The sequence below is a fragment of the Mesorhizobium sp. B2-3-7 genome, assembly GCF_006442695.1.
Lineage (GTDB): Bacteria > Pseudomonadota > Alphaproteobacteria > Rhizobiales > Rhizobiaceae > Mesorhizobium.
The window spans coordinates 46,848-70,108 of sequence record NZ_VFVV01000008.1 but is presented as its reverse complement, the minus strand read 5'-3'; the positions used below and the strand labels follow the sequence as shown (position 1 = coordinate 70,108).

Sequence of the window (23,261 nt, the reverse complement as noted above, 5' to 3'; positions counted from 1 at the left end):
AGAGCCATCACGGCCTGATGTCCACAGGCGCCTCGATCTTCACCATCTCGAAGTCGGAGACCAGTATGTCGATGCGCGCCATCCACCGGCCAGGAACCGGGATGACGAGATCGTCGACACGCCAGCTGCCGTCATCGGACTTTGTCGCCGCCCGCTTCAGCGGCTCGATGCCGGAGTCCGGCTTCGACAGCACCAGCATCACCTCCTTGGCGTCGAGCGGCCCGAAATCACCGGTCATGATGATCATCGAGGCGGCGACCGGCCCGGCATGGCCGGGCGTGATGCTGAGGTCGGCCATCGCCTTCAGCGCGTGGATATGAACCGACACCGGCTGCGCCGCGGCAATCGCCAGCGCCCGCGGCGGCGGCGTGATGCGCCAGCCGGCGGCAACACCGAAGATGGCGAGCACGATCAGTATTTCGACGCCGATCGAACGGGTGAGCCTGCGCCGCACTTCCGTCGCCCCCGCCTCGGCCATTGCCGTCAATCTCCAGCGGTTGACGGCGGCGAGCGTGAACAGGAAGACCAGCAGCGCAAGCTTGACCAGCAGCAGCCGGCCATAGGCGGTGTTGACCAGCGCTGCGGGTGTTTGCACCTGGATAACAGCCAGCACCACGCCGGCGGCGGCGAGCAAGGCCACCACCGGCATGATAGCGGCGGAGAACCGGCGAAGGAACGTGACGGCTTCGGCATCCTGCCGTTTCAGCGCGAGTCCGAGCGGCGCCAGCGCACCGGCCCAGAAGGCAATGCCGGCGCCGTGCAGGAACACCATCGGCCGCGTCAGCCATTGTGGCTCGGCGGCACTTGCGTGGCCGCTGGCGGCGAGCGCGAGGCCCGTTCCGGCCAGGCCGGCGAGCGCGAGGGGCCTGGCGGCCGCGCGCGGTCCGGCCAGCGACAAAAGGCCGAGCCCGAGCGCGATCAACGCGATCAACACCGTCCAGCCGAAGCTGGTGCCGAGACCGGCGGTCCAGATGGCCGGCTGCGCCATATGCGAGAGCGGCGCGCCGAGCGCATCCAGCCCTTGAAAGCCAAGCGACATGGGTGCCGCGACCAGCCCACACAGGATTGCGGCGGCAACGAAGCGCTGTCCGGCACGGCTACCCCGCGCCAGCCAAGCGAGGGCGAAGGCGCCGCCGACGCCGAGGAACAGGCCGATATAGAGGCAGACCTTGCCGATCCAGATCGCCGAGCGCAATTGCCAGTCGACGGCTTCGGAGACAGTCGGCGGCTGGCTCGCCGCGCCGATGGAAAACAGCAGAGAGCCGCCGACCGGATGACCGTCGGCGGAGATGACCCGCCAGCTCAGCACATGCGTGCCCGATCCAAGTGCCTGCGGATCGTCGATGACGACGGTCTGGTCGCTGAGGCGGAAGGACGTCAGCGGAACGGGCGTGCCGTCGGGCTTCACCAGCGTCAGCACCAGCGGCGAGACCGGTTCGCTGAAAGTCAGCGCGAATTGCGCGGGGGCCTGCGACAGCACGGCGTCGTCGGCCGGATCGGTCTTGATCAGCGCGGCGTGGGCGAAAGCCTGATTTGTCGCCGCCATGGCAATCAGCAGCACGGCCACGACCAGCAGCCCAGCAGAAACCCGGCCGATGAGCTTGCCGGCCGCGCGAACCGTCCTGAAAGGGAATATCACCGTCATGTCATTGCCATGAAATGCGGCGCGCTCCTGACATGGAGCGCGCCGCGAGAGTTTACTTTTTCGGCGTGAGCTTGATGCCGGGCGCGGGGTTCTCCAGGGCGTCTTCGTCCTGCCCGGCCGCCGGGATTTCGATCCAGTGGTCGGCGGCGCCATCGCACTCCTGCACCACCGGGAAATAGAGTTTCTGACCCGCCGGGAGGTCTGCCGTCAGCATCGCACGGAAGACGAACTCGTCGTAGAATTCGTCCGGCAGATTGCCGCCGCTCCAATCGACCTCCTTGACGCCGTCGGCCACCGCCTGGCCGTAGAGCTGGTAGGATTTCTCGTACTTGCCCTTCTTGGTCTGCAGCGTCCAGCCGGGCTTCGGCATCGGCTTCACCGCGATCACCCCTTCCGGGATCTGCACGCGCACGGCGGTCGTCGCCTTGCCGTCACAGCCATGCGGCACCCGCAGGATGGCCTTGTAGGTCGAACCGACCGCCCCTTCCTGTGTTTCGAGCGTGACATGCGCAAAGGCGGCACTGGTCCCCAGCGCCAGAAGCGCGCCGGCCGACAAAAGATACTTGTTCATGATGGTCCCTCTGAATTCAATAGTTGTGGATGGCGCGGTCAATTGGCGTGGTCGTCCATGCCACCGCCCATGCCTTCGACAGCGAACTCGACGTTGACGGCGCCAGCCTTTTCGAAGGTCAGCGTGGCGGCGAATTCTTCGCCCTGCTTGGGTTGCCGCTTCAGGCCGATGAACATCAGGTGATAGCCGCCGGGCGCCAGCGCCACCTTGCCGCCGGCCGGGATTTCCAGGCCGCCCGTCACCGGCCGCATGGTCATGACGCCGTCCTTGACGCCCATTTCATGCAGCTCTGCTTTTTCGGAGACGTCGGAGGAAATCGACAGCAGCCGGTCGGGTGCATTGCCCTTGTTGGTGATGGTGAAATAGCCGCCGGCCACCTTGGCGCCTGTGGGTGTCGCGCGCGACCAGGGATGCTCGATCTCGAGATCGCCGGCCTTGAATTCATGCGCGCAGACGGCCTGGGCACCGAAGAACAAGAGCACAAACGCCAGCACGGCAAGGCCGACACGTTCATTGAAACGGCGCAGGAATTTGGTGCGGCCGCCCGAAGGAGGCGCCGCGATATGAAAAGCTTGGGACATGGTTTGCTCCATGAATAGGGGATCGCGCCGTTGGCCGGTCGCGAACGATTCGTTCTTTGGATGAAAGCACCGGCGGAAGGTTCCGCCGAGCGTACAGCAGGCTCAGGCCGAAAGCGGCGGCGCGCGCGGGTTCGACGGGGACCGCTGGCGCGCGAAATTGAGATGCGTGGCCGCCGGAAAGATGAAAACGACGGCTTCGAACGAAAGCGAGGCCAGCGCAAGCCCGGCATCGGGTGGCGGCGCAAAGACCGCTGAAACCATGCTGCAGCCCAGCATGCAGCATGCCGGCAGATGCGACGGATGCGGGCCGCCATCGGGAAGCTGGGCAGTGCCCTCGTGGGTGCAGATGACGTTGCCGAAGGCGTCGATTTGCGAGGCGGCCGGTCCGGTGGCGAAGGCGAATGCGCTCAGCGTCGACTGAAGCAGCAGCAGGTAGGCCGCGATAAGCGCGACCGGAATGCTCCACCGTCTCCCCTTTTTGGTCAAATGACTTGCCTGTTCAAACCATCTGCATCTTCAAGCGATCACCGGAAGATGTCTACCACGGCAGCAAGAGACGGAAAATCGGCAAATCGGTGCTGCGGCAACGCGGCGCGATCAGGGCCTCTGTGGGTGCCGGCTCTCGGGGATCGAGGTCAGCAGCGTCTGGCGCGCCGACTTCAAATGCTTGCGGCAGGCGGCATCGACCTTGCCCAGGTCGCGTGATTTTAGCGCCGCGATATAGGCCAGATGCTCGCCGATCGCGATTTCGTTGCGCTCGCGCTCCTGCGCCTTGTTCCACTGGTAGTGGTAATGGAAGATCATGGCGATGACATCATAGAAATCGACGATGAAGCGGTTGTGCGAGGCGCGGTGAATCAGCCGATGGAAGCGCTCGTCGAGCTCGGAGAATTCGTTGAAGCGCGTGGCGATGTCACGGGCGAGGCCGCGGTGTTCCTCTTCGAGATTGTCGAGATCAGCCCACACCGCGCTGTCCTGCGGCAGTGCGGTGAATGCCGATGCCGAGCGCAGCTCGAACATCTCGCGGATTTCCGTCAACTCCAGCGCGAAGGCGCGGGTGAAACCCTTCAGCACCCAATGGCTATTGCGGCGCTTCTCGATCAGGCCGAAGCGGGAGAAGCGGATCAGGAACTCGCGCACGCTGGTGGTGCCGACGCCGATCTCGCGCGCCAGTTCGAGCTCGTTGATCTGCATGCCGGCCTCGGCGCCGCCGGCGAGCAGCCTGCGCATGAACGACCGCTCGATGATCTCGGCCAGTGTGTCGGTCTCTTCCTCGGGAAAGAAATCATCGGGGCGCGTTTCACGCAGCACCGTCTTGGCGCGCTTGTTCCAGGCGATCAGTCCGGTTTCTTCCATGCGCGCAAGGATGCTGCGCACCGTGGTGCGGCTGACGCCGAGCAGCGTACCCAGTTCCGGTTCCGAAGGCAGGCTGCGCGTCTCGTCGAGCAGCCTGAGGCACCTGTTATAGGCATCCTTGTAGACGTTGTTGCTCTTCGACATGCCCTGACCCATCGCTGGCCGGCGCTTGCGGCGGCCGGCTTGAAGCGCAATATGACGTTCCTATCACCTTCGAAAGCGGAATCGCTTTGCCGAGGGCTCGCTTACCGGTTGCAGCGCCGCTACTCATCCAGCCGCACAGGAACTGCCGGAAAAAACAATTGACGCAAAACTGTTTTTTCACGATAAAAGACATTAACTCTTAACAAGCGCGTGTCAATCCGCGCCTCCCAGGATCACCCCAGGAAACGCCCGTGAACGCCTCCAACTCAATTCTTCTGTCCCCAGCCGACAATGTCGCGGTCGCCAACGGCCGCATCGAGACCGGCACCGCGCTGCCCGGCGGCGCGCTTGCCGCCGCCGTCATCGAGCCCGGCCACAAGGTGGCGATCAAGCCGATTCCCGCCGGGTCCGCCGTGGTCAAATATGCCCAGGCAATCGGCCGCGCCACGCAGGACATCGCGCCCGGCGAGCATGTCCATTCGCACAATCTGGTGTTCGAGGCCGGCCGCCTGCCGGTGGTGCCGCCAAGCGAGGCCGAGCATGCGACCGAGGCCGACCGCGCCCGCACCTTCATGGGTTATCGCCGCGCCGACGGCCGCGCCGGCACGCGCAACTTCATCGGCATCATCGCCAGCGTCAACTGTTCGGCCACCGTCTGCCACGCCATCGCCGACGCAGCCAACCGCACGCTGCTGCCAAAATATCCCGGCATCGACGGCTTCGTCCCGATCGTCCACGGCCAGGGCTGCGGCATGAGCGCCACCGGCGACGGGATGATGGTGCTGCACCGCACATTGGCCGGCTATGCCCGCCATCCCAATTTCGGCGGTGTGCTGATGGTCGGGCTCGGCTGCGAGGTCAACCAGCTCACGCTGTACGGCCAGAAGGGTGCGGCCGCCGGTAAACGCCATTTCAACATCCAGGATGCCGGCGGGTCGCGCAAATCGGTCGAAAAGGCGATGGGCGTGCTGGCCGAGATCGCCGAGGAAGTCGGCCAGCTCAAGCGCGAACCCATCCCGGTCAGCGAGATCGTCGTCGGCCTGCAATGCGGCGGCTCCGATGGCATGTCAGGCATCACAGCCAATCCGGCGCTGGGCGCTGCCGTAGACATCCTGGCCGGCGTCGGCGGCATCGGTATTCTCTCCGAGACGACGGAAATCTACGGCGCCGAACATCTGCTCGCCTATCGCGCCGCGACGACCGAGATCGCCAAGAAGCTCGACGGCTACGTCAAGTGGTGGGAGGACCACGTCGCCAAGCACGGCGCCTCGATCGACAACAACCCCTCGCCCGGCAACAAGCGCGGCGGCCTCACCACCATCCTGGAGAAATCGCTGGGCGCGGTAGCCAAGGGCGGCCAGACGCCGCTCAACGGCGTCTTCGGCTATGCCGAAAAGGTCACCGGCAGCGGGCTGGTGTTCATGGACACGCCCGGCTACGACCCGGTGTCCGCCACCGGCCAGGTGGCGGGCGGCGCCAACATCATCGTCTTCACCACCGGCCGCGGCTCCTGCTTTGGCTGCCGGCCGACGCCGTCGATCAAGGTCGCCACCAACTCGACCATGTATCATCAGATGGAAGAGGACATGGACGTCAATTGCGGCGTCATCGCCTCCGGCGAGAAGACCATCGCCGGCATGGGCCGCGAGATCTTCGAACTGATCGTCGAGACGGCCTCCGGCCGCAAGACCAAGAGCGAGGATTTCGGCTACGGCGACAACGAGTTCGTGCCCTGGCATCTCGGCGCGACGCTCTAACTCTTTGAAGTCGCGCAGTCCGGAAAGTGGCCGCGAACTTTCCTGGAATGCTGCGGCTTGAGGTCTTGGAATCTGCCGCGCCGGATAATGGCGGGCAACGGGGAGGTTGTGCATGGAAAAACGCCGCATCGGCCAGACGGCGCTCGAGGTCACCGAAGTAAGCTTCGGCGGTGCCGCGATCGGCGGGCTCTACCGCGCCTGTTCGCGCGAGGCGGCGATGGAAACGTTGCAAGGCGCGTGGGAGGCGGGCCTGCGCTATTTCGACACCGCGCCCTTCTATGGTTTCGGCCTGTCGGAGCGGCGTTTCGGCGACTTCCTGCGCTATAAGCCGCGCGATTCCTATGTGCTGTCGACCAAGGTCGGGCGCCTGTTCCGGCCCGTTCCGGAGGATCAGGTTCCCGATCACTCCTATGTCGATCCGCTGCCCTTCGCGCTCGACTACGACTATTCCTATGACGGCATCATGCGCTCGGTCGACTTCAGCTATGCGCGGCTTGGTCTAAACAGGATAGACATCCTGTTTGTGCACGACATCGGCGTGTACACGCATGGCGTCGAGAAGACCAAAATGCACTTTCGCCAGTTGATGGACGGTGGGCTCAAGGCGCTCGAAGAACTGAAAAACTCCGGCGTCATTTCCGCCTACGGGCTCGGCGTCAACGAAGTCCGGATATGTCTCGACGTGATGCGTCGCGCGCCGCTCGATTGTATCCTGCTCGCCAGCCGCTATTCCTTGCTCGATCGCAGCGCCGAAGCCGAACTTTTGCCGCTCTGCCGCGCCCGACAGACTTCGCTGGTCATCGGCGGTGTGTTCAACTCCGGCATATTGGCGACCGGACCGGTGCAGGGCGCCCATTTCGACTACAAGCCCGCCAGCGGTGACGTGCTCGACCGCGTCGGCGCGATGGAGCGGATCGCCGCCGAAGGTGGTTACCCGCTCGCCGCCGCCGCGTTCCAGTTCCCCCTCCATGAATCCTCGGTCGCCACCGTGCTGACCGGCACCGCCAAGCTGGCGAACCTGACCCGCAATCTCGAACTGCTTGATGTCGACGTGCCTCAGGCGGACTACGCCAGATACCGCCCCTACACCGTAGTGCAGGAATTGGCATGAAGTGCCCCGTCCGCCCGGGCGAAGGCGTGCGACCGCGGGGCTTCACGATCCCACGAACCGAAGAAGGAACGGGCATTCTATATTGACTAATTTATGGAATTAATATTCCATACGTTAGTCACGCGAAACGGAAGCGTCGGGCAGCGTGGGGAGAGCAAGGCGCCAGTGCGGTCATGACCGCCGTGCCCCGAGGATGGCATAAACACCGCTTGCATCGACCGGATCGATGCACTATCAAAATGCTGCAACTGTTTTTTATTGATAAAGTTCTGTTTGGCTACGCCTATCCGAACCGAGCTTCCGTATCGTTCACCGGGCGACCTAGGGAGGAATTCCATGAAATTCGTGACCAGCATTCTCAATCGCCGCGCAGTCATGGCGCTGGCGGCCGCGTCGATGCTTGCCGGCGTCATGCACTCGGCGCCGGTTTCGGCGGCGGACGTGACCATTCCGATCATCGTCAAGGACACCACGTCCTTCTACTGGCAGATCGTTCTGGCCGGGGCCCGCAAGGCCGGCAAGGATCTCGGCGTCAACGTGCCGGAGCTCGGCGCCCAGGCAGAAACTGACGTCAACGGCCAGATCTCGATCCTCGAAAACGCCGTTGCCAGCAATCCGGCGGCGATCGTCATCTCGCCGACCGAGTTCAAGGCGCTCGGCAAGCCGATCGACGAAGCCGCCGCCAAGGTCAAGGTTATCGGCATCGATTCCGGCGCCGACTCCAAGGCCTTCACCTCCTTCCTGACCACCGACAACGTCCAGGGCGGCCGCGTTGCCGCTGACGGGCTCGCAGCGGCCATCGGCGAAGCCAATGGCGGCAAGATCGAGGGCGACGTTGCCCTGATCACCAACACGCCTGGTGCCGGCTCGCTCGAACAGCGCAAGCAGGGCTTCATCGAACAGCTCAAGGCGAAGTATCCAGGCCTGAAGCTGGTCGCCGACAAATATGCCGACGGCCAGGCCACCACCGGCCTCAATATCGCCACCGACCTGATCACGGCCAATCCGAACCTCAAGGGAATTTTCGCTTCCAACCTGATCATGGCGCAGGGCGTCGGGCAGGCTGTCGCCGAAAACAGCCTCGGCGGCAAGCTGGCGCTGGTCGGCTTCGACAGCGACGAGAAGCTGATCAAGTTCCTCAACGACGGCGTCATTTCCGCCCTCGTCGTCCAGGATCCCTACCGGATGGGCTATGACGGCATCAAGACCGCACTTGCCGCCTCCAAGGGCGAAAAGGTCGAGACCAATGTCGACACCGGCGCCAACCTGGTCACCAAGGCCAACATGAAGGATCCCAAGATCGACGCGCTGCTCAACCCGAAGCTCAACTGAGCATCGGCACGCGCAACTGTTTCCGGGGCCTCTGCGCCCCGGAAACAACAGGGAGGATTGCCATGACGCCGACCGCGCAGGAACTGCATCCGGCCCCCGTGCTGGAGCCCGGTAGGACCATCCTCGAGCTGCAGGGTCTGGAAAAGCGCTATCCCGGCACGCATGCGCTGAAGCCTGTGACCCTGGCCTTCAAGGCGGGAGAGATCCACGCCATCGTCGGCGAGAACGGTGCCGGCAAGTCGACCCTGATCAAACTTCTGACCGGCGTCATCCCGCGCACCTCCGGAGAGGTTGTGTGGGAAGGCAAGCCGGCTGCCCTGGCGACGCCGCACGAAGCCATGGCGCTCGGCATCAACGCCGTGCACCAGGAAGTCGTGCTCTGCCGCCACCTGACCGTCGCCGCCAACATGTTCCTCGGCGAGGAGAACTCGCGCTTCGGCATCCTCCAGCAACGAGCCATGGTCAGGGAAGCGCAGAAGATCATCGACGGTCTCGGCTTCGACCTGCCGGCGCATGTCGTGCTCGGCGATCTCACCATCGGCCAGCAGCAGCTGATCGCCGCCGCCCGCGCCACCGTGCGCGGCACCAAATTCCTGATTTTCGACGAGCCCACCGCGTACCTCACCCGCAAGGAGGCCGACCAGCTGTTCACGCTGATCCGCCGCCTGAAGGGTGAAGGCGTCACCATCATCTACATCAGCCATCGCATGGAGGAGGTGTTCGAGCTCGCCGACCGCGTCTCGGTGCTGCGTGACGGCACGCTGGTCGGCACCCGCAACATCGCCGAGACCAATGAGCCGGAGCTGGTCAAGCTGATGATCAACCGCTCGATCGAGCAGATCTATCACAAGGAGCATTTCACGCCGGGCGCCGTCATCGCCGAGGCGCGGAACCTGTCCGGCAAGGGTTTCGAGAATGTCTCTCTGTCGGTGCGCGCGGGCGAGATCGTCGGGCTCTACGGCCTGATCGGAGCCGGCCGCAGCGAATTCGTCACCACCCTCTACGGCCGCCACCGCAAATCGGCCGGCCAAGTGTTGTGGGAAGGCAAGGAGGTGCAGGTCAACTCCGAGCACGACGCCATCAAGCTCGGCATGGCGCTGGCACCGGAAAGCCGCCGCGACCAGGGCCTGTGCCTCAACCTGCCGGTCGCATTGAACCTCAATTTGCCGATCTACAAGCGCATATCGAAAAATCTGCTGATCTCGTCTGCGCAGGAGAAGGCCGAGGCGGACCGGCAGATCGCCGACCTCAGGATCAAGACGCCGACGCGCGGCGCGCTGGCCTCCAGCCTGTCCGGCGGCAACCAGCAGAAGATCGTCATCGGCAAGTGGCTGGCGCACGGCGCCAAACTGTTCATCTTCGACGAGCCGACGGTGGGCGTCGATGTCGGCACCAAGGCCGAGATCTACCGGCTGTTCAGTGTGCTGTTGTCCAAGGGCGCGGGCATCATCCTGATCTCGTCCTATCTGCCTGAGGTCTACGAACTGGCTGACACGCTGCATGTGTTCAGGCGCGGCAAGCTGGTGGCCACGCATGGTTTCCGCACCGCCGATCACGAGGACATTCTGAGCCAGGCCCTGGCCGAGAAACAAGAAAAGACGGGAGGACAGACATGAGCACCGAGGCGATCCCTGCCGAAAAGCCGAAGCGCAACTACAATGCCCTGTTCGGGCTGACGCTGCTTGGCCTGCTGCTTCTGATGTGGGTCATCCTGGCGGTCGCCACGCCGTCCTTCGCTTCGGCGCTCAATATCACCAACCTGCTGCGCCAGGGTTCTCTGATCGCCATCCTGGCCGTCGGCCAGACCTTCGTCATCATCACCGGCGGCATCGACCTTTCCGTCGGCGCCATCGTCGGCTTCGCCACCGTCATCGTCGCGCTGCTGATCAATGCCGGCTGGCCGGTCTGGATCGCGGTTCTGGCGACGCTGCTGGTGGGGGTCGCCATCGGCCTGTTCCACGGTTTCGGCATCGTCAGGATGGGCCTGCCGCCCTTCATCATCACGCTGGCGACCATGACCTCGCTGCGCGGCATCGGTCTCCTGATGACCAATGGCAATTCGATATCGATCAACAGCGACGCGTTCCAGGCGTTTTCGCGCGGCTCGCTGCTGGGGATCCCCTATCTGTTCTGGATGGTAATCGTGGTTGCCCTGCCCTCCTACGTCTTCCTGCACCACACGCGATGGGGACGCTATCTCTTCTCCGTCGGCTCGAACGCGGAAGCCGCGCGCCTCTCCGGCGTCAACGTGCCGCGCACGATCTACATGGCCTATGTGCTGTCCGGCCTGTGCGCGGCTTTCGTCGGCGTGCTGCTCGCGTCCCGCATCGGCATCGGCAATCCGACGCAGGGCGACACCTACGAGCTGCAAGCCATCGCCTCGTCGGTGATCGGCGGCACGTCGTTGTTCGGCGCTATCGGTTCGGTGCACGGGCCGCTGATCGGCTCGTTCATCCTCTCCACCATCAACAACGGCGCCAACCTGCTCAACGTCAACACGTTCTGGCAGCGCGTCATCACCGGCATGTTGATCATCGTCATCGTCTACTTCGACGGCCTGCGCCGCCGAGGTGGCAAGTAAAATCGATCGCCGGCCGGGTCGAAAATCGGCCGACGATTCCATGAACCGACTGGATTGAAGCATGAAAGCCGTTGTCTGCCGTTCGCCCGGCGACCTTGTCGTGGAAGACCGTCCCGCGGCTGGCTCGCCGCCTCCCGGCTGGGCGCTGGTGGCGGTCAGCCATGTCGGCATCTGCGGCACCGACTACCACATCTTCGAGGGCAAGCATCCCTTCCTCGCCTACCCCCGCATCATGGGCCATGAAGTGTCGGGGACCATCGTCGAGGCGGGCGAAGGCGTTGGTCTTGCCACGGGCGAGCCGGTCATCATCAATCCCTATCTGGCGTGCGGCAAATGCATCGCCTGCCGGCACGGTAAACCCAATTGCTGTGTCCGGATCGAAGTTCTCGGCGTGCATCGCGACGGCGCCATGTGCGAACAGATCCTTATCCCGGAACAAAACCTCTATCCAGCCAACGGCCTGTCGTTGGCCGATGCCGCGGCCGTCGAATTCCTGGCCATCGGCGCCCATGCGGTGCGGCGCTCGCGTGCCGATCCCGGCGCACGGACGCTCGTCATCGGCGCCGGACCGATCGGGCTCGGCACCGCCATCTTCGCCCGCATCGCCGGGCTCGACGTGACGCTGCTCGACATGAGCAGCGAAAGGCTCGGCTTCGCCGCCAATGAACTCGGCTTCAAGACCCTCGACGGGTCGCGCGGCGCGGCATCCGATCTGGTCAGCGAAGCGACATCAGGCGAAGGCTTCGACGTGGTCTTCGACGCCACCGGCAACACCGGCTCGGTGCAGTCGGCCTTCGCTCATGTCGCGCATGGCGGGACATTGGTGCTGGTCAGCGTCGTCAAGGACGACATCGCCTTTTCCGACCCCGAATTCCACAAGCGCGAGATGACGCTTGTCGGCAGCCGCAATGCCTTGCGGGCCGATTTCGACCACGTCGCCGCTTCGATCCGCGATGGCGCGGTGCCGCTGGCCAAGCTCGTCACCCACCGCACCACGCTTGCCGACACGCCGCGTGACCTCGCCCGCTGGGCGCATGAGAAATCCGGGCTGATCAAGGCCGTGATCGAGGTAGGGGCATAACATGGCAGGCCGTGAACCCGGCCCGAATTGACCACACCCCCGCGCAGGTCGACCCCCAAACGCCAAGCCGCTGACAAGTGCGCGCGACCGGGCTGGTCTGATTCCAGCGTTAGGCCGACACGCCTACAGCGCCGACAGTTTCAGCTCCACCCGCTCCGCCGGGAAGCGCGCCTCGGCGAATTGGATCGGCCGGCCGTCCGGCGTCATGTTGACGGCCACCGTGACCAGCACGATGCCGCCCGGCTGCAGATCGAGGTCGGCAAGGTCGGAAGCATCGGCGTGACGCGCCGACAGCACCGTCGATTGCCTGAGATAATCGTCTATGCCGAAACGCTTGAGCGATGCGGTGATCGACCCGGTCTCGGCCATGGCCACATCGATGCCGGCGAAGCGCCTGGCGTCGAACCAGCCGGAAGCGCGCGACACCGGCTTCCCATCGGCCTCGCCGCGCGTCTCCAGGCGAATCACATCCGATCCCCTGGCAAGGCCCAGGGCTTCGGCGACGCGCCGGCTGGCCGGCTCGACCGATGAGGACAGGAGCACGATATGCCGCTCCGACGCCTGGCCCTGCAAGCCGGTTGAAAATCGCGTGCGCGCGCCGATCGGATAGGACAGCCGCTTGCGCGACAGCACGAAAGTGCCGCGCCCCTGCTCGGCCCGCAGTACCCCGTCTTGCACGAGCGCCGCGATGGCGCTGCGCACCGTGTGACGGTTGACGCCATAGCGCTCGGCCAGCGCCACCTCCGGCGGCAGCGCGGCATTCTCGGCGAAATCGCCGGCAGCGATCGATTGCAGGATTCGGTCGGCGATCTGGCGCCACAACGAGACGCCGCTGCGCCGCTCGATACCGTCAGCCACGTGTTTTCCGTTCACGGTTTCGCCCCTGGCCGGCCCCTGTCACGCACCCGTCATGGACTCGCGTTAGGTAACGGGTATAATTCGTATGGTTGTCTATATCAATAGACAAATTAGAAGCAAGGATGTTGCTCATGCGAGGACAGGAAGCGCGCGACCAGGCCGAACGCAAGGCGGCCATGGCAACCCTGGCGCAGTCCAGCGGCGACGACATCGTTCGCCTCTGGAACGAATCCGGCCTGCCTGCCGAGGCCGAACTGCTGCGCGGTCCCGAGACCGGCCTGGTTACCATGCGCGGCCGCATCGGCGGCGGCGGCGCGCCGTTCAATGTCGGCGAGGCCACCGTGACCCGCGCCACAGTGCGCCTGCCGTCCGGACAGGTCGGCCATTGCTATGCGCTCGGCCGCGACAAGCAGAAGGCGAAGCTGGCGGCCATCGCAGACGCGCTGTGGCAGGACCCCGCTCATCGACAGACGGTCGAAACGGGCCTTCTCGGGCCGCTGCGGGCTGCCTTGACCACGGCACGAGAAAAGCGCCGCGCCGAAACGGCGGCAACGAAGGTGGATTTCTTCACCATGGTTCGCGGAGAAGATTGATGGATATCGCAGCGCAATCGATCGAGGGCGGGTTCGCCGATCCGGTGTTCAACGCCCAGACGGTGTTTCGCGCCGTCATGGACGCAATGGCGCGGCCGGGCAGCGTGCACCCCTTGCCGGCCCTGGCCCGCCCGCCGGCGCCGCTTTCGGCGACATCGGGCGCGGTTGCGCTGGCATTGTGCGACAATGACACGCCGCTCTGGCTCGACCCGGCCCTGCATGCCTCGGCAGCGGTCATGTCCTGGCTCGGCTTTCACAGCGGTGCGCCGCTGGCCAACACCCCGGCCGACGCGCATTTCGCCTTTGTGGCCTCGCCGGCCGAGATGATGGCGCTCGACGGTTTCTCGCAAGGCACGCAGGACTATCCCGACCGCTCGACCACATTGATCCTGCAGGTCGGCGATCTCACGTCAGGCACGCCGCTGCTGCTCGAAGGTCCTGGCATCGAGAAGACGGCGACGATCGCGCCGGCCCGCATGCCGCGTCATTTCATCGAGCAGTGGAAGCAGAACATCAACCGCTTTCCGCGCGGCGTCGACATCATCCTGGCGGCACATGACAGCCTCGCCTGCCTGCCGCGTACGACACGCATCAAGACGACGGAGGCCTAGCATGTATGTCGCGGTAAAAGGCGGCGAAGCTGCAATCGCCAACGCCCACAGCCTGCTCGCCGACCGTCGGCGCGGTGACCGCTCGGTACCGGCACTGCGCCTCGACCAGATCGTCGAACAGCTGGCGCTCGGCGTCGACCGGGTGATGAGCGAAGGCTCGCTTTACGATCGCGAACTCGCCGCACTCGCTATCGTGCAGGCGCGCGGCGACATGATCGAGGCGATCTTCCTGGTGCGGGCCTACCGCACCACGCTGCCGCGCTTTGGCTATACAAATGCCATCGACACCGCCACCATGCTGGTCGAACGCCGCGTTTCGGCGACCTACAAGGACCTGCCCGGCGGCCAGTTGCTTGGGCCCACCTTCGACTACACGCACCGGCTGCTCGATCCCGAGCTTGCCGCCGGCGCCGATGTCGCCGCGCCCTTGCGGCGCGAGACGGAAGCGCAGGCAATGCCGCGCGTCTCGGCGATCCTCGCTCGCGATGGGCTGATCGAGCCGGACGGAGACATGCCGCAGGACCATGTCCCCGGCGACATCACCCGCGAGCCGCTGGAGTTCCCGATGGCTCGCGACATCCGCCTGCAGGCGCTGTCGCGCGGCGACGAGGGCTTCCTGCTGGCGCTCGGCTATTCCACGCAGCGCGGCTATGCCCGCAACCATCCCTTCGTCGGCGAGATCCGCATCGGCGAGGTCGAGCTGGAGCTCGACGTGCCCGAACTGCCTTTCGCGGTGCCGCTCGGTACCGCGCGCGTTACCGAATGCCAGATGGTCAATCAGTTCAAGGGCTCGGCCAAGGCGCCACCGCAATTCACACGCGGCTACGGGCTGGTCTTCGGCCAGAGCGAGCGCAAGGCGATGGCCATGGCACTCTGCGACCGCGCTCTTCGTGCAAGCGAACTCGGCGAGGACATTGTCGCCGCCGCCCAGGACGAGGAATTCGTCATCTCGCACTCCGACAACGTCCAGGCGACCGGCTTCGTCGAACATCTGAAGCTGCCGCATTATGTCGACTTCCAGGCCGAACTCGACCTCGTGCGCCGCATGCGCGCCGAGTACGACGCCCGCGAAAATCCCGGCAAGATTGAAGAGAAGAAAGAGGCCGCGGAATGAGCGCGCAACCGACCGACATCGCCAGCTACAACTTCGCTTATCTCGACGAACAGACCAAGCGGATGATCCGCCGCGCGATCCTCAAGGGCATCGCCATTCCCGGCTATCAGGTGCCGTTCGCCTCGCGCGAAATGCCGATGCCCTATGGCTGGGGCACCGGCGGCGTCCAGGTTACCGCTTCGATCATCGGCCCCGACGATGTGCTGAAGGTCATCGACCAGGGCGCCGACGACACCACCAATGCGGTCTCGATCCGCGCCTTTTTCAAGAAGGTCGCCAATGTGGCGGTTACGACCGATACCGCCAGCGCCAGCATCATCCAGACCCGCCACCGCATTCCCGAATATCCACTCGCCGCAGGCCAGGTGCTGGTCTACCAGGTACCGATCCCCGAGCCCCTGCGCTTTCTCGAGCCACGCGAGACCGAAACGCGCAAAATGCATGCGCTGGAGGAATACGGCCTCATGCATGTGAAGCTCTATGAGGACATCGCCAAGCACGGCCGCATCGCCACCACCTATGCCTATCCGGTGAAGGTCGAGGGCCGCTATGTGATGGACCCGTCTCCGACGCCGAAATTCGACAATCCCAAGATGCACCGCTCGCCGGCTTTGCAGCTGTTCGGCGCCGGCCGCGAGAAGCGCATCTACGCGCTGCCGCCCTTCACTGATGTGGTCAGCCTCGACTTCGAGGATCATCCGTTCGAGGTGCAGACCTTCGACCAGCCCTGCGCGTTGTGCGGCGCCGAGAACGTCTATCTCGATGAGGTCATCCTCGACGATCACGGCGGCCACATGTTCGTCTGCTCGGACACCGATCATTGCGAGAAGCGGCGCAGCACGCCTCCCTCCCCCTTGTGGGGAGGTCGCGCCGAAGGTGGCGGTAGCGACCCATCGGCAGCCTCCACCCCGGCGCTGCGCGCCGACCCTCTCCACAAGGGGGAGGGTAAGGAGATACAATGACCGACGAACCCTTGCTGCGCGTTTCGGCGCTCTCCAAATTCTACGGCTCGCGCGTCGGCTGCGACAACGTCACCTTCGATCTGTGGCCGGGCGAAGTCCTGGCTGTCGTGGGCGAATCCGGCTCCGGCAAGACGACATTGCTCAACTGCCTGTCGACGCGGCTGCTGCCCTCCTCCGGCACCGCCAGCTACCGCATGCGTGACGGCCAGTTCCGCGAACTCTACCGCATGAGCGAGGCCGAACGCCGCTTCCTGATGCGCACCGACTGGGGCTTTGTCCACCAGAATCCGGCCGACGGCTTGCGCATGACGGTGTCGGCCGGCGCCAATGTCGGCGAGCGGCTGATGGCGGTGGGCGACCGCCACTACGGCAAGATCCGCGCCACCGCCGTTGACTGGCTGTCGCGCGTCGAGATCGAGGAAGACCGCATCGACGACGAGCCGCGCGCCTTTTCCGGCGGCATGCGCCAGCGCCTGCAGATTGCCCGCAACCTCGTCACCGGCCCGCGGCTGGTGTTCATGGATGAACCGACAGGCGGCCTCGACGTCTCGGTGCAGGCGCGCCTGCTCGATCTCTTGCGCGGCCTCGTCACCGATCTCGGCCTCGCCGCCATCGTCGTCACCCACGACCTCGCGGTGGCGCGGCTTTTGTCCCAGCGCATGATGGTGATGAAAGACGGCCGCGTCGTCGAAAGCGGCCTCACCGACCGTGTGCTCGACGACCCGCGCGCGCCGTACACGCAATTGCTTGTTTCCTCGATTCTGCAGGTTTGACGATGGCGCCAAGTCACCCCCCTCTGTCCTGCCCGCAAACGAATAACGATTGGAGTACCTTCTGATGCCGACGCCTCTCGTTGTCTCCGATCTCGCCAAGAGCTTCACCATGCATCTGCGCGACGGCATCAAACTGCCTGTCGTCGCCGGTGTCTCCTTCTCGATCGGCGCCGGTGAATGCACCGTGCTCGGCGGCCCGTCCGGGGCCGGCAAGAGCTCGATCCTGAAGATGCTCTACGGCAATTACGCCGTCGACGAAGGCCAGATCATCGTCACGCACGAAGACGGGCTCATCGATCTCGCCAGCGCCAGCCCACGCACCGTGCTTGCCGTGCGCCGCCAGACCATCGGCTATGTCAGCCAGTTCCTGCGCACCGTGCCGCGCGTACCGGCGCTCGACGTCGTCGCCGAGCCGCTGGTGGAGCGCGGCGAGGATCGCGAAACAGCAAGAAGCAAGGCGCGCGCCTTGCTGGCGCGGCTCAACCTGCCGGAAAAACTCTGGGCATTGCCGCCGGCGACCTTCTCCGGCGGCGAGCAGCAGCGCGTCAACATCGCGCGCGGCTTCATCACCGGGCACCCGATCCTGCTGCTCGACGAGCCGACCGCTTCGCTCGACGCCAGGAACTGCGATGTGGTGATCGAACTCATCGCCGCCAAGAAGGCGGCAGGCGTCGCCCTGCTCGGCATCTTCCACGACCATGATGTGCGCGAAGCGGTGGCCGACCGCATCATCGACGTCACCGCCTTCGCCCCGGGAAAGCTCGCCGCATGACTAAAAAACTGTCGGAAACGCCGCTGGTCCATCCGACGGCGGATGTGGAGAATTCGACGCTTGGCCGGTGGACCGAAATCGCCGACCGCTGTCGGGTTTCGGAAAGCGAACTCGGCGACTATTCCTACATGATGCAGGACTGCGCCGTCTGGTGTGGGACGATCGGCAAATTCTCCAACATCGCGGCAAGCGTGCGCATCAACGCCACCAACCACCCGACCTGGCGACCGACGCTGCATCACTTCACCTACCGCGCATCGGACTATTGGGACGATGCCGAACACGAGAGCGAATTTTTCGCTGAGCGCCGCGCCAGGCGCGTCACAATCGGCCACGACACATGGCTTGGCCATGGCTCGACAGTCCTGCCCGGCATCACCGTCGGCGATGGCGCCGCCGTCGGCGCCGGAGCGGTGGTATCGAAGGATGTCGCTCCCTACACCATCGTCGCCGGCGTGCCGGCAAAGCCGGTCCGCGAGCGCTTCGACCGCCGCACCGCCGAGCGCTACCAGGCGCTTGCCTGGTGGGATTGGGACCATGCGAGGCTGCGCGCCGCACTCGACGATTTCCGTCAGCTCGAGGCCGAAGCTTTCCTGGAAAAATACGGTGGATGACGGTGGTGAATGGAATAGGGCTGCTCACTATTCGCATCCCTTACACAGAGTTCGGGCAGGGGGCTGTCTTCTCGAGCCGCCTGCCTTCCGCAGCTTCAGGGACATGGAAGCACTTCGAGGAACTGATTGGTCCTGGCCTGATCGCGCACGACACGGCTGTGGGTGGTAACAAAACTGACATCAATCCGACACCGCAGGTTCATGGCGCTGCGCTAGCGAGGGTCAACAGGACCTTCAACCGCGACTGGACGGGAACGCACCATGTCAGCCACGCTCGAAATCCGCGGCGTCACCCGACGATTTGGCAAGAACACCGCCGTTAACGATGTCAGCATCTCGATCCCGCAGGGTCAGATGGTCGGCGTCATCGGCCGTTCCGGCGCCGGCAAGTCGACCCTTCTGCGTATGATCAACCGCCTCATCGATCCCAGCCATGGATCGATTTTCTTCGACGGAGCCGAGGTCTCGCAATTGCGCGGTTCGCCGCTCAGGCGCTGGCAGCGCGACTGCGCCATGATCTTCCAGCAATTCAACCTTGTGCCGCGCCTCGACGTGCTGACCAATGTGCTGCTCGGCCGGCTGAACCATCGTCCGACCCTGTCGAACCTTTTCGGCATGTTCTCGCGAACCGAATGTGCGCAGGCGGTCGCGGCCCTCGAGCGGCTCGACATCGCCCGTACCGCGCTGCAGCCCGCCGGCACCTTGTCGGGCGGCCAGCAGCAGCGTGTCGCCATTGCCCGCGCCATGATGCAGCAGCCCCGGGTGATCCTGGCCGACGAACCGATCGCTTCGCTCGACCCGCTCAACGCCAAGGTGGTGATGGATTCGCTGCAGGACATCAATTTGCGCGAAGGCATCACCGTGGTCACCAACCTGCACACGCTGGACACCGCCCGTACCTATTGCAACCGCATCATCGGCATGGCCGCGGGCAAGGTCGTGTTCGACGGGCCGCCGGAGGAGCTTAACCGCGAGGCCGTCCGTCTCGTCTATGGCGCCGACAGCAATGGCGGCGAAATCTCCGAGGCCATCACCTCGACCAGCGTTGCCTTCAAGCAAAAAATCGCCGCATCCGCCGGACCGCTCGAACCCGCGTTCCCGGGTTACTGAGAGCGACCTGGATCGCCAGCCCGCGTCAGGGCACCCGTCAAAATCACCAACGCCGCCGGCGCGGGGCCGGAACCTACAGGAGAGAAATCAGATGTTCAGGAAAATGGTTTTTGGCGCCGTTTCGGTGCTTGCAATGGCCACCGGCGCGGCGCATGCCGCCGATATGAAGGAATTCCGCGTCGGCATCCTCGGCGGCGAGAACGAAACCGACCGGCTGCGCAACTACCAGTGCCTGGCCGATCACCTGAAGGCCGAATTCGGCTTCGAGAAGGTCTCGCTGTTCCCGGCCGCCGACTATGACGGCGTCATCCAGGGACTTCTCGGCGGCACGCTCGACTTCGCCGAACTCGGCGCTTCCGGCTACGCCAGCGTCGTCCTCAAGGATCCCAAGGCGGTAACCCCGATTCTCACAACCCAGCAGACCGACGGCGCGACCGGCTACTATTCGATCGGCCTGGCGCTGAAGTCCTCCGGCATCACCGACATCAAGTTGGCCAAGGGCAAGAAGCTCGGTTACGCCGATCCGGATTCGACCTCCGGCTACCTGATCCCGCTGACGCAGATTCCGAAGGACACGGGCGCGTCGAACGAGACCTTCTTCGCCTCGACCCAGTTCAATGGCGGCCATGAGAACAATGTGCTCGCCGTGCGTGACGGCAAGGTCGACGTGGCGGTGGACGATTCCTCCGGCATCGGCGACTTCAAGGACGGCTACACCTCCGGCACCTTCCACAAGGAAGTCGCCAAGGGCGCCGTCGACCCCAACGACTTCGTCGAGGTCTGGCGCTCGGGCCTGATCCCGAACGGTCCGCTGGTCGTGCGCACGGCGCTCGGCGACGAGATGACGGCCAAGCTGGCGGCCTTCTTCACCGACCTGCCCAAGAAGGACAAGGCTTGCTTCGAAGGCGTCGAAGGCGGTGATTTTACTGGCTACGTTCCGGTGAAGGCGGATTTCTATAACGTCATCGTCGAAGCCCGTAAGGCAGCCATCGGCGGCTAAAGGCAGAAATCAGGAAGGGCGGCGCCGAGAAAACGCCGCCCTTCTTGCATCTCCGACCATGACCCTTTCCCTGACAGCTCCTTCCGGCGCCACGCACCAGATGGCCGACGCCTGGCGTCGCCAGACCTCCTTGCGCCGGCTCTACACCGCCATCGGCGTCGGCCTGTTGTTGGTCGCACTCGGCGGCACCATGTGGTTTGCCGACGAGGCCAATGCCGGGCACTTCTTCGACCGGCTGCCGCATATTCTGGATTTCCTGAGCTGGCTCGTTCCCAAGGACTGGAACGATGTCTGGCGGGCGCTGTTCGACATCGCCTCCCCGCATGACACCGGCACGCAGGAATTCAACTTTCCGCTCGGCCGCGCCTATGTCTGGGGCGGTTTCTACATCCCGGAATATTTCGAGCTGATGCTGACCACGCTTAACGTGGCGCTGGTCTCGACATCAATTGGTTTCGTCTTCGCCGTGCCGTTCTCCTTCATCGCGGCGCGCAACCTGACGCCGCATCCGCTGCTGCGGCTTGTCGTCAAGCGCTTCATGGAACTGCTGCGGGCCTTTCCCGAGATCGTCATCGCCGGCCTGTTCGCGGCCATCGTTTCGATCGGTCCGATCGCCGCCATCATCGCCATCGGTCTGCATTCGATCGGCGCGTTGGGCAAGCTGTTCTACGAGATCAACGAGAACGTCGACATGCGCACCGAGGAAGGCCTGCGGGCCGTCGGCGCCAACTGGTTCGAGCGGGTACGCTTTGCCGGCCTGCCGCAGGTGCTGCCCAATTTCATGTCCTATACGCTGCTCAGGATCGAGATCAACGTGCGCATCTCCACCATCATGGGCGCGGTCGGCGGCGGCGGCATCGGCGAGGAGCTGAAGCTGTCGATCTCGCGCGGCTTCGGCGCCAAGACGATAGCCTTGGTGCTGCTCCTGTTCACGACCATCTTCATCGTCGACCAGTTCTCCGCCTGGCTGCGCCGCAAGCTGGTCGGCGAACAGGCCTTTGTGATGAGCGCCTGATCATGACCGCCGCCGAAATTCAGTCGATCGAGGAACGCTTCCCGCAAGTGTTCCGCCGGCCGTTCCACAAGCGTTTCGGGCCGCTGCTGCTGCTTGGCGGCATCTTGCTCTACCTGCTCTACGCGCTGTGGTTCTTCAATCTGCCGCAAGTGCTGCGGGAATCGCATTGGGAGCGGCTGCCGCTGTTCCTGACCCAGTGGATCAGTTACGACGTGCAGCCGATCTTCCGCCTCGACGAGCCCGAGATAACGGCCAAATACCCCCGCTTTTCTGTACTCGGCCCCAATCCCCACCCGGATTGGGTCAAGACCAACGCCGACGGTTCGGTGACGGTCCTGATCGACGGCACGGCGAAGTCGGTCACCTTCGACAAGGCACGAGCAACGATCGTCGCCGCTGGGACGAGCGTGGCGGTGGCGCTGGACAGCGGCAAGCCGCTGGTCTCGGGACCTGTTCCCGACTGGGTCACCGTGCATGAGGATGAGGTCGTCGCCGACATGGGCTTCGCCGGCGAGGTCCGCGTCGCCCCCGATCGCGTCAGGATCCGCAAGCGCTTTCTCGGCTGGGCGAACTTCGTCTTCGACACACGCTCGCCCTTCTTCGGAAAATCCGCCGGCGAGGTGGTGTCACTGATCACGTCGGGCCCCGAGCTGAAAGCGGGCACCTCCAATCTGGCGCTCGCCGGCAACAACATCTGGAACAATGCGCAGTGGCAGCATGGCGATGTCTGGACAAAGCTGTTGCAGACCATCGTCATGGCCTTTCTCGGCACCGCGCTCGGCGGCATCGTCGCCTTCCCGCTCGCCTTCTTCGCCGCCCGCAACATCACCCCCAACCGGCTGGTCAACCAACTGCTCAAGCGCTTCTTCGACTTCATGCGCTCCATCGATATGCTGATCTGGGCACTGTTCTTCACGCGCGCCTTCGGACCGGGTCCGCTGGCCGGCAGCGCCGCGATCTTCTTCACCGAGATCGGCACGCTCGGCAAAACCTATTCCGAGGCGCTGGAGAACATCGATGACAAGCCGCGCGAGGGTGTTGTGTCGACAGGCGCCAACCGTCTTCTGGTGCAGCGCTACGGCGTACTACCGGAAGTGGTGCCGGTGTTCATCAGCCAGACGCTCTATCAGTGGGAATCCAACACGAGGGGCGCGACCATTATCGGCGCCGTCGGTGCCGGCGGCATCGGCCTGAAACTGTGGGAAGCGATGCGCACCAATTCCAACTGGGCCAACGTCTTCTACATGGTGCTGCTGACGCTGGTCGTGGTCTTCATCTTCGACAACATTTCCAATTTCCTGCGCCGCAGGCTGAGCCGGACGATTCATGACTACAACAGGTTGCAGGCCCAACTGGGCTAACCTTGTGAGGCATAAGCGCGGGCATCGTATGGTGCCGCGCCAAGGGTCGACCCCCACTCCGTCGAGCTGCGCTCGACACCTCTCCCCCGATCGACGGGGGAGAGGAAAGCGCCAGGGCGTCCTGGCCGATCCTAGGCGGAGGCTCCTTTCTGTCCCGAGCCACCGGGGCCCTTTCCTCTCCCTCCGGAGGGGGGAGAGGTGGCTCGGCGAAGCCGAGACGGAGTGGGGGAACCACCTGGAAACCGCCGCGAACGCAACTGGAAAATGGGCCAGGCGCAATCAACGCCTCGCCTTGCGCCAAAGGTCGCCGACGCAGGTC

General features: G+C 64.5%; 23 protein-coding genes. 17 read left to right on the top strand and 6 right to left on the bottom strand.

The genetic code is table 11. The annotated features are described in order from the left end of the window. Positions 1–7: 7 nt before the first annotated feature. The 5 genes from FJ940_RS17010 to FJ940_RS16990 form a co-directional block, all read right to left on the bottom strand. Entirely contained in the window at positions 8–1,645 is a 1,638-nt protein-coding gene (locus FJ940_RS17010; RefSeq protein ID WP_140657262.1) for a copper resistance CopC/CopD family protein, read from the bottom strand. 52 nt (positions 1,646–1,697) lie between these two features. Next, entirely contained in the window at positions 1,698–2,216 is a 519-nt protein-coding gene (locus FJ940_RS17005) for a YcnI family protein (protein ID WP_140657260.1), read from the bottom strand. Positions 2,217–2,254: 38 nt separating this feature from the next. Then, positions 2,255–2,797 carry a copper chaperone PCu(A)C gene (locus tag FJ940_RS17000; protein ID WP_140522558.1) on the bottom strand — a complete coding sequence of 181 codons (543 nt, stop codon included), beginning with the start codon at positions 2,795–2,797 and terminating at the stop codon, positions 2,255–2,257. A gap of 102 nt (positions 2,798–2,899) precedes the next feature. Next, positions 2,900–3,256: a DUF2946 family protein gene (locus FJ940_RS16995; protein ID WP_140657422.1), complete on the bottom strand. Its 357-nt coding sequence runs from the start codon at positions 3,254–3,256 to the stop codon at positions 2,900–2,902. Between the two features lie 138 nt (positions 3,257–3,394). Then, positions 3,395–4,297, bottom strand: coding sequence for a GntR family transcriptional regulator (locus FJ940_RS16990; protein ID WP_140500297.1), 903 nt, complete (start codon positions 4,295–4,297; stop codon positions 3,395–3,397). A 251-nt stretch (positions 4,298–4,548) separates the two neighbouring features. Here FJ940_RS16990 and FJ940_RS16985 point away from each other — a divergent pair, with 251 nt between their 5' ends. From FJ940_RS16985 to FJ940_RS16960, 6 genes are all read left to right on the top strand, one after another. Then, positions 4,549–6,054 carry an altronate dehydratase family protein gene (locus FJ940_RS16985; RefSeq protein WP_140657258.1) on the top strand — a complete coding sequence of 502 codons (1,506 nt, stop codon included), beginning with the start codon at positions 4,549–4,551 and terminating at the stop codon, positions 6,052–6,054. Between the two features lie 112 nt (positions 6,055–6,166). Beyond that, positions 6,167–7,165, top strand: coding sequence for an aldo/keto reductase (locus FJ940_RS16980; RefSeq protein WP_140657256.1), 999 nt, complete (start codon positions 6,167–6,169; stop codon positions 7,163–7,165). 336 nt (positions 7,166–7,501) lie between these two features. Then, positions 7,502–8,497, top strand: coding sequence for an ABC transporter substrate-binding protein (locus tag FJ940_RS16975; RefSeq protein WP_140513786.1), 996 nt, complete (start codon positions 7,502–7,504; stop codon positions 8,495–8,497). Positions 8,498–8,559: 62 nt separating this feature from the next. Then, complete coding sequence (locus FJ940_RS16970) at positions 8,560–10,113, top strand: sugar ABC transporter ATP-binding protein (RefSeq protein ID WP_140657254.1); 1,554 nt, start codon at positions 8,560–8,562, stop codon at positions 10,111–10,113. Further along, positions 10,110–11,078: an ABC transporter permease gene (locus FJ940_RS16965; protein ID WP_140500307.1), complete on the top strand. Its 969-nt coding sequence runs from the start codon at positions 10,110–10,112 to the stop codon at positions 11,076–11,078. Before FJ940_RS16970 ends, FJ940_RS16965 begins: the two co-directional genes overlap by 4 nt. Positions 11,079–11,139: 61 nt before the next feature. Next, on the top strand, positions 11,140–12,159 hold the full coding sequence (locus tag FJ940_RS16960; protein WP_140522564.1) for a zinc-binding alcohol dehydrogenase family protein: 1,020 nt from the start codon (positions 11,140–11,142) through the stop codon (positions 12,157–12,159). A 123-nt stretch (positions 12,160–12,282) separates the two neighbouring features. Here FJ940_RS16960 and phnF read toward each other — a convergent pair whose 3' ends face one another. Continuing rightward, entirely contained in the window at positions 12,283–13,032 is a 750-nt protein-coding gene (gene phnF, locus FJ940_RS16955) for a phosphonate metabolism transcriptional regulator PhnF (RefSeq protein ID WP_140657252.1), read from the bottom strand. Between the two features lie 116 nt (positions 13,033–13,148). On the opposite strand from phnF, the gene phnG reads away from it, so the two are divergent. The 11 genes from phnG to phnE (FJ940_RS16900) all read left to right on the top strand — a co-directional run bounded on the left by phnG (position 13,149) and on the right by phnE (FJ940_RS16900) (position 22,942). Next, entirely contained in the window at positions 13,149–13,610 is a 462-nt protein-coding gene (gene phnG, locus FJ940_RS16950) for a phosphonate C-P lyase system protein PhnG (protein WP_140657250.1), read from the top strand. Beyond that, positions 13,610–14,221: a phosphonate C-P lyase system protein PhnH gene (gene phnH / locus FJ940_RS16945; RefSeq protein ID WP_140584118.1), complete on the top strand. Its 612-nt coding sequence runs from the start codon at positions 13,610–13,612 to the stop codon at positions 14,219–14,221. The genes phnG and phnH overlap by 1 nt, the downstream gene beginning before the upstream one ends. A 1-nt stretch (position 14,222) precedes the next feature. Further along, positions 14,223–15,335, top strand: a complete 1,113-nt coding sequence (locus FJ940_RS16940) for a carbon-phosphorus lyase complex subunit PhnI (protein WP_140584116.1) — start codon at positions 14,223–14,225, stop codon at positions 15,333–15,335. Beyond that, positions 15,332–16,297: an alpha-D-ribose 1-methylphosphonate 5-phosphate C-P-lyase PhnJ gene (locus FJ940_RS16935; protein WP_246671040.1), complete on the top strand. Its 966-nt coding sequence runs from the start codon at positions 15,332–15,334 to the stop codon at positions 16,295–16,297. Before FJ940_RS16940 ends, FJ940_RS16935 begins: the two co-directional genes overlap by 4 nt. Next, positions 16,294–17,070, top strand: a complete 777-nt coding sequence (gene phnK, locus FJ940_RS16930; RefSeq protein WP_056577906.1) for a phosphonate C-P lyase system protein PhnK — start codon at positions 16,294–16,296, stop codon at positions 17,068–17,070. The genes FJ940_RS16935 and phnK overlap by 4 nt, the downstream gene beginning before the upstream one ends. Before the next feature lie 64 nt (positions 17,071–17,134). Further along, positions 17,135–17,842: a phosphonate C-P lyase system protein PhnL gene (phnL, locus tag FJ940_RS16925; protein WP_140657248.1), complete on the top strand. Its 708-nt coding sequence runs from the start codon at positions 17,135–17,137 to the stop codon at positions 17,840–17,842. Beyond that, positions 17,839–18,456, top strand: coding sequence for a DapH/DapD/GlmU-related protein (locus FJ940_RS16920; protein WP_140657246.1), 618 nt, complete (start codon positions 17,839–17,841; stop codon positions 18,454–18,456). The genes phnL and FJ940_RS16920 overlap by 4 nt, the downstream gene beginning before the upstream one ends. Before the next feature lie 261 nt (positions 18,457–18,717). Beyond that, on the top strand, positions 18,718–19,566 hold the full coding sequence (gene phnC, locus FJ940_RS16915) for a phosphonate ABC transporter ATP-binding protein (RefSeq protein WP_140500368.1): 849 nt from the start codon (positions 18,718–18,720) through the stop codon (positions 19,564–19,566). Positions 19,567–19,657: 91 nt separating this feature from the next. Beyond that, positions 19,658–20,566, top strand: a complete 909-nt coding sequence (gene phnD / locus FJ940_RS16910) for a phosphonate ABC transporter substrate-binding protein (RefSeq protein WP_140657244.1) — start codon at positions 19,658–19,660, stop codon at positions 20,564–20,566. A gap of 58 nt (positions 20,567–20,624) precedes the next feature. Then, complete coding sequence (phnE, locus tag FJ940_RS16905) at positions 20,625–21,581, top strand: phosphonate ABC transporter, permease protein PhnE (RefSeq protein ID WP_140500371.1); 957 nt, start codon at positions 20,625–20,627, stop codon at positions 21,579–21,581. Positions 21,582–21,583: 2 nt separating this feature from the next. Continuing rightward, positions 21,584–22,942, top strand: a complete 1,359-nt coding sequence (gene phnE, locus FJ940_RS16900) for a phosphonate ABC transporter, permease protein PhnE (RefSeq protein ID WP_140657242.1) — start codon at positions 21,584–21,586, stop codon at positions 22,940–22,942. Positions 22,943–23,261: the final 319 nt, after the last annotated feature.

Excerpts from the sequence above, each read along its gene's own strand:
- FJ940_RS17010 (WP_140657262.1), bottom strand. The coding sequence starts at position 1,645 with ATGACGGTGATATTCCCTTTCAGGACGGTTCGCGCGGCCGGCAAGCTC.
- FJ940_RS17005 (WP_140657260.1), bottom strand. The coding sequence starts at position 2,216 with ATGAACAAGTATCTTTTGTCGGCCGGCGCGCTTCTGGCGCTGGGGACC.
- FJ940_RS17000 (WP_140522558.1), bottom strand. The coding sequence starts at position 2,797 with ATGTCCCAAGCTTTTCATATCGCGGCGCCTCCTTCGGGCGGCCGCACC.
- FJ940_RS16990 (WP_140500297.1), bottom strand. The coding sequence starts at position 4,297 with ATGTCGAAGAGCAACAACGTCTACAAGGATGCCTATAACAGGTGCCTC.
- FJ940_RS16980 (WP_140657256.1), top strand. The coding sequence starts at position 6,167 with ATGGAAAAACGCCGCATCGGCCAGACGGCGCTCGAGGTCACCGAAGTA.
- FJ940_RS16975 (WP_140513786.1), top strand. The coding sequence starts at position 7,502 with ATGAAATTCGTGACCAGCATTCTCAATCGCCGCGCAGTCATGGCGCTG.
- FJ940_RS16970 (WP_140657254.1), top strand. The coding sequence starts at position 8,560 with ATGACGCCGACCGCGCAGGAACTGCATCCGGCCCCCGTGCTGGAGCCC.
- FJ940_RS16965 (WP_140500307.1), top strand. The coding sequence starts at position 10,110 with ATGAGCACCGAGGCGATCCCTGCCGAAAAGCCGAAGCGCAACTACAAT.
- FJ940_RS16960 (WP_140522564.1), top strand. The coding sequence starts at position 11,140 with ATGAAAGCCGTTGTCTGCCGTTCGCCCGGCGACCTTGTCGTGGAAGAC.
- phnG (WP_140657250.1), top strand. The coding sequence starts at position 13,149 with ATGCGAGGACAGGAAGCGCGCGACCAGGCCGAACGCAAGGCGGCCATG.
- phnH (WP_140584118.1), top strand. The coding sequence starts at position 13,610 with ATGGATATCGCAGCGCAATCGATCGAGGGCGGGTTCGCCGATCCGGTG.
- FJ940_RS16940 (WP_140584116.1), top strand. The coding sequence starts at position 14,223 with ATGTATGTCGCGGTAAAAGGCGGCGAAGCTGCAATCGCCAACGCCCAC.
- FJ940_RS16935 (WP_246671040.1), top strand. The coding sequence starts at position 15,332 with ATGAGCGCGCAACCGACCGACATCGCCAGCTACAACTTCGCTTATCTC.
- phnK (WP_056577906.1), top strand. The coding sequence starts at position 16,294 with ATGACCGACGAACCCTTGCTGCGCGTTTCGGCGCTCTCCAAATTCTAC.
- phnL (WP_140657248.1), top strand. The coding sequence starts at position 17,135 with ATGCCGACGCCTCTCGTTGTCTCCGATCTCGCCAAGAGCTTCACCATG.
- FJ940_RS16920 (WP_140657246.1), top strand. The coding sequence starts at position 17,839 with ATGACTAAAAAACTGTCGGAAACGCCGCTGGTCCATCCGACGGCGGAT.
- phnC (WP_140500368.1), top strand. The coding sequence starts at position 18,718 with ATGTCAGCCACGCTCGAAATCCGCGGCGTCACCCGACGATTTGGCAAG.
- phnD (WP_140657244.1), top strand. The coding sequence starts at position 19,658 with ATGTTCAGGAAAATGGTTTTTGGCGCCGTTTCGGTGCTTGCAATGGCC.
- phnE (WP_140500371.1), top strand. The coding sequence starts at position 20,625 with ATGACCCTTTCCCTGACAGCTCCTTCCGGCGCCACGCACCAGATGGCC.
- phnE (WP_140657242.1), top strand. The coding sequence starts at position 21,584 with ATGACCGCCGCCGAAATTCAGTCGATCGAGGAACGCTTCCCGCAAGTG.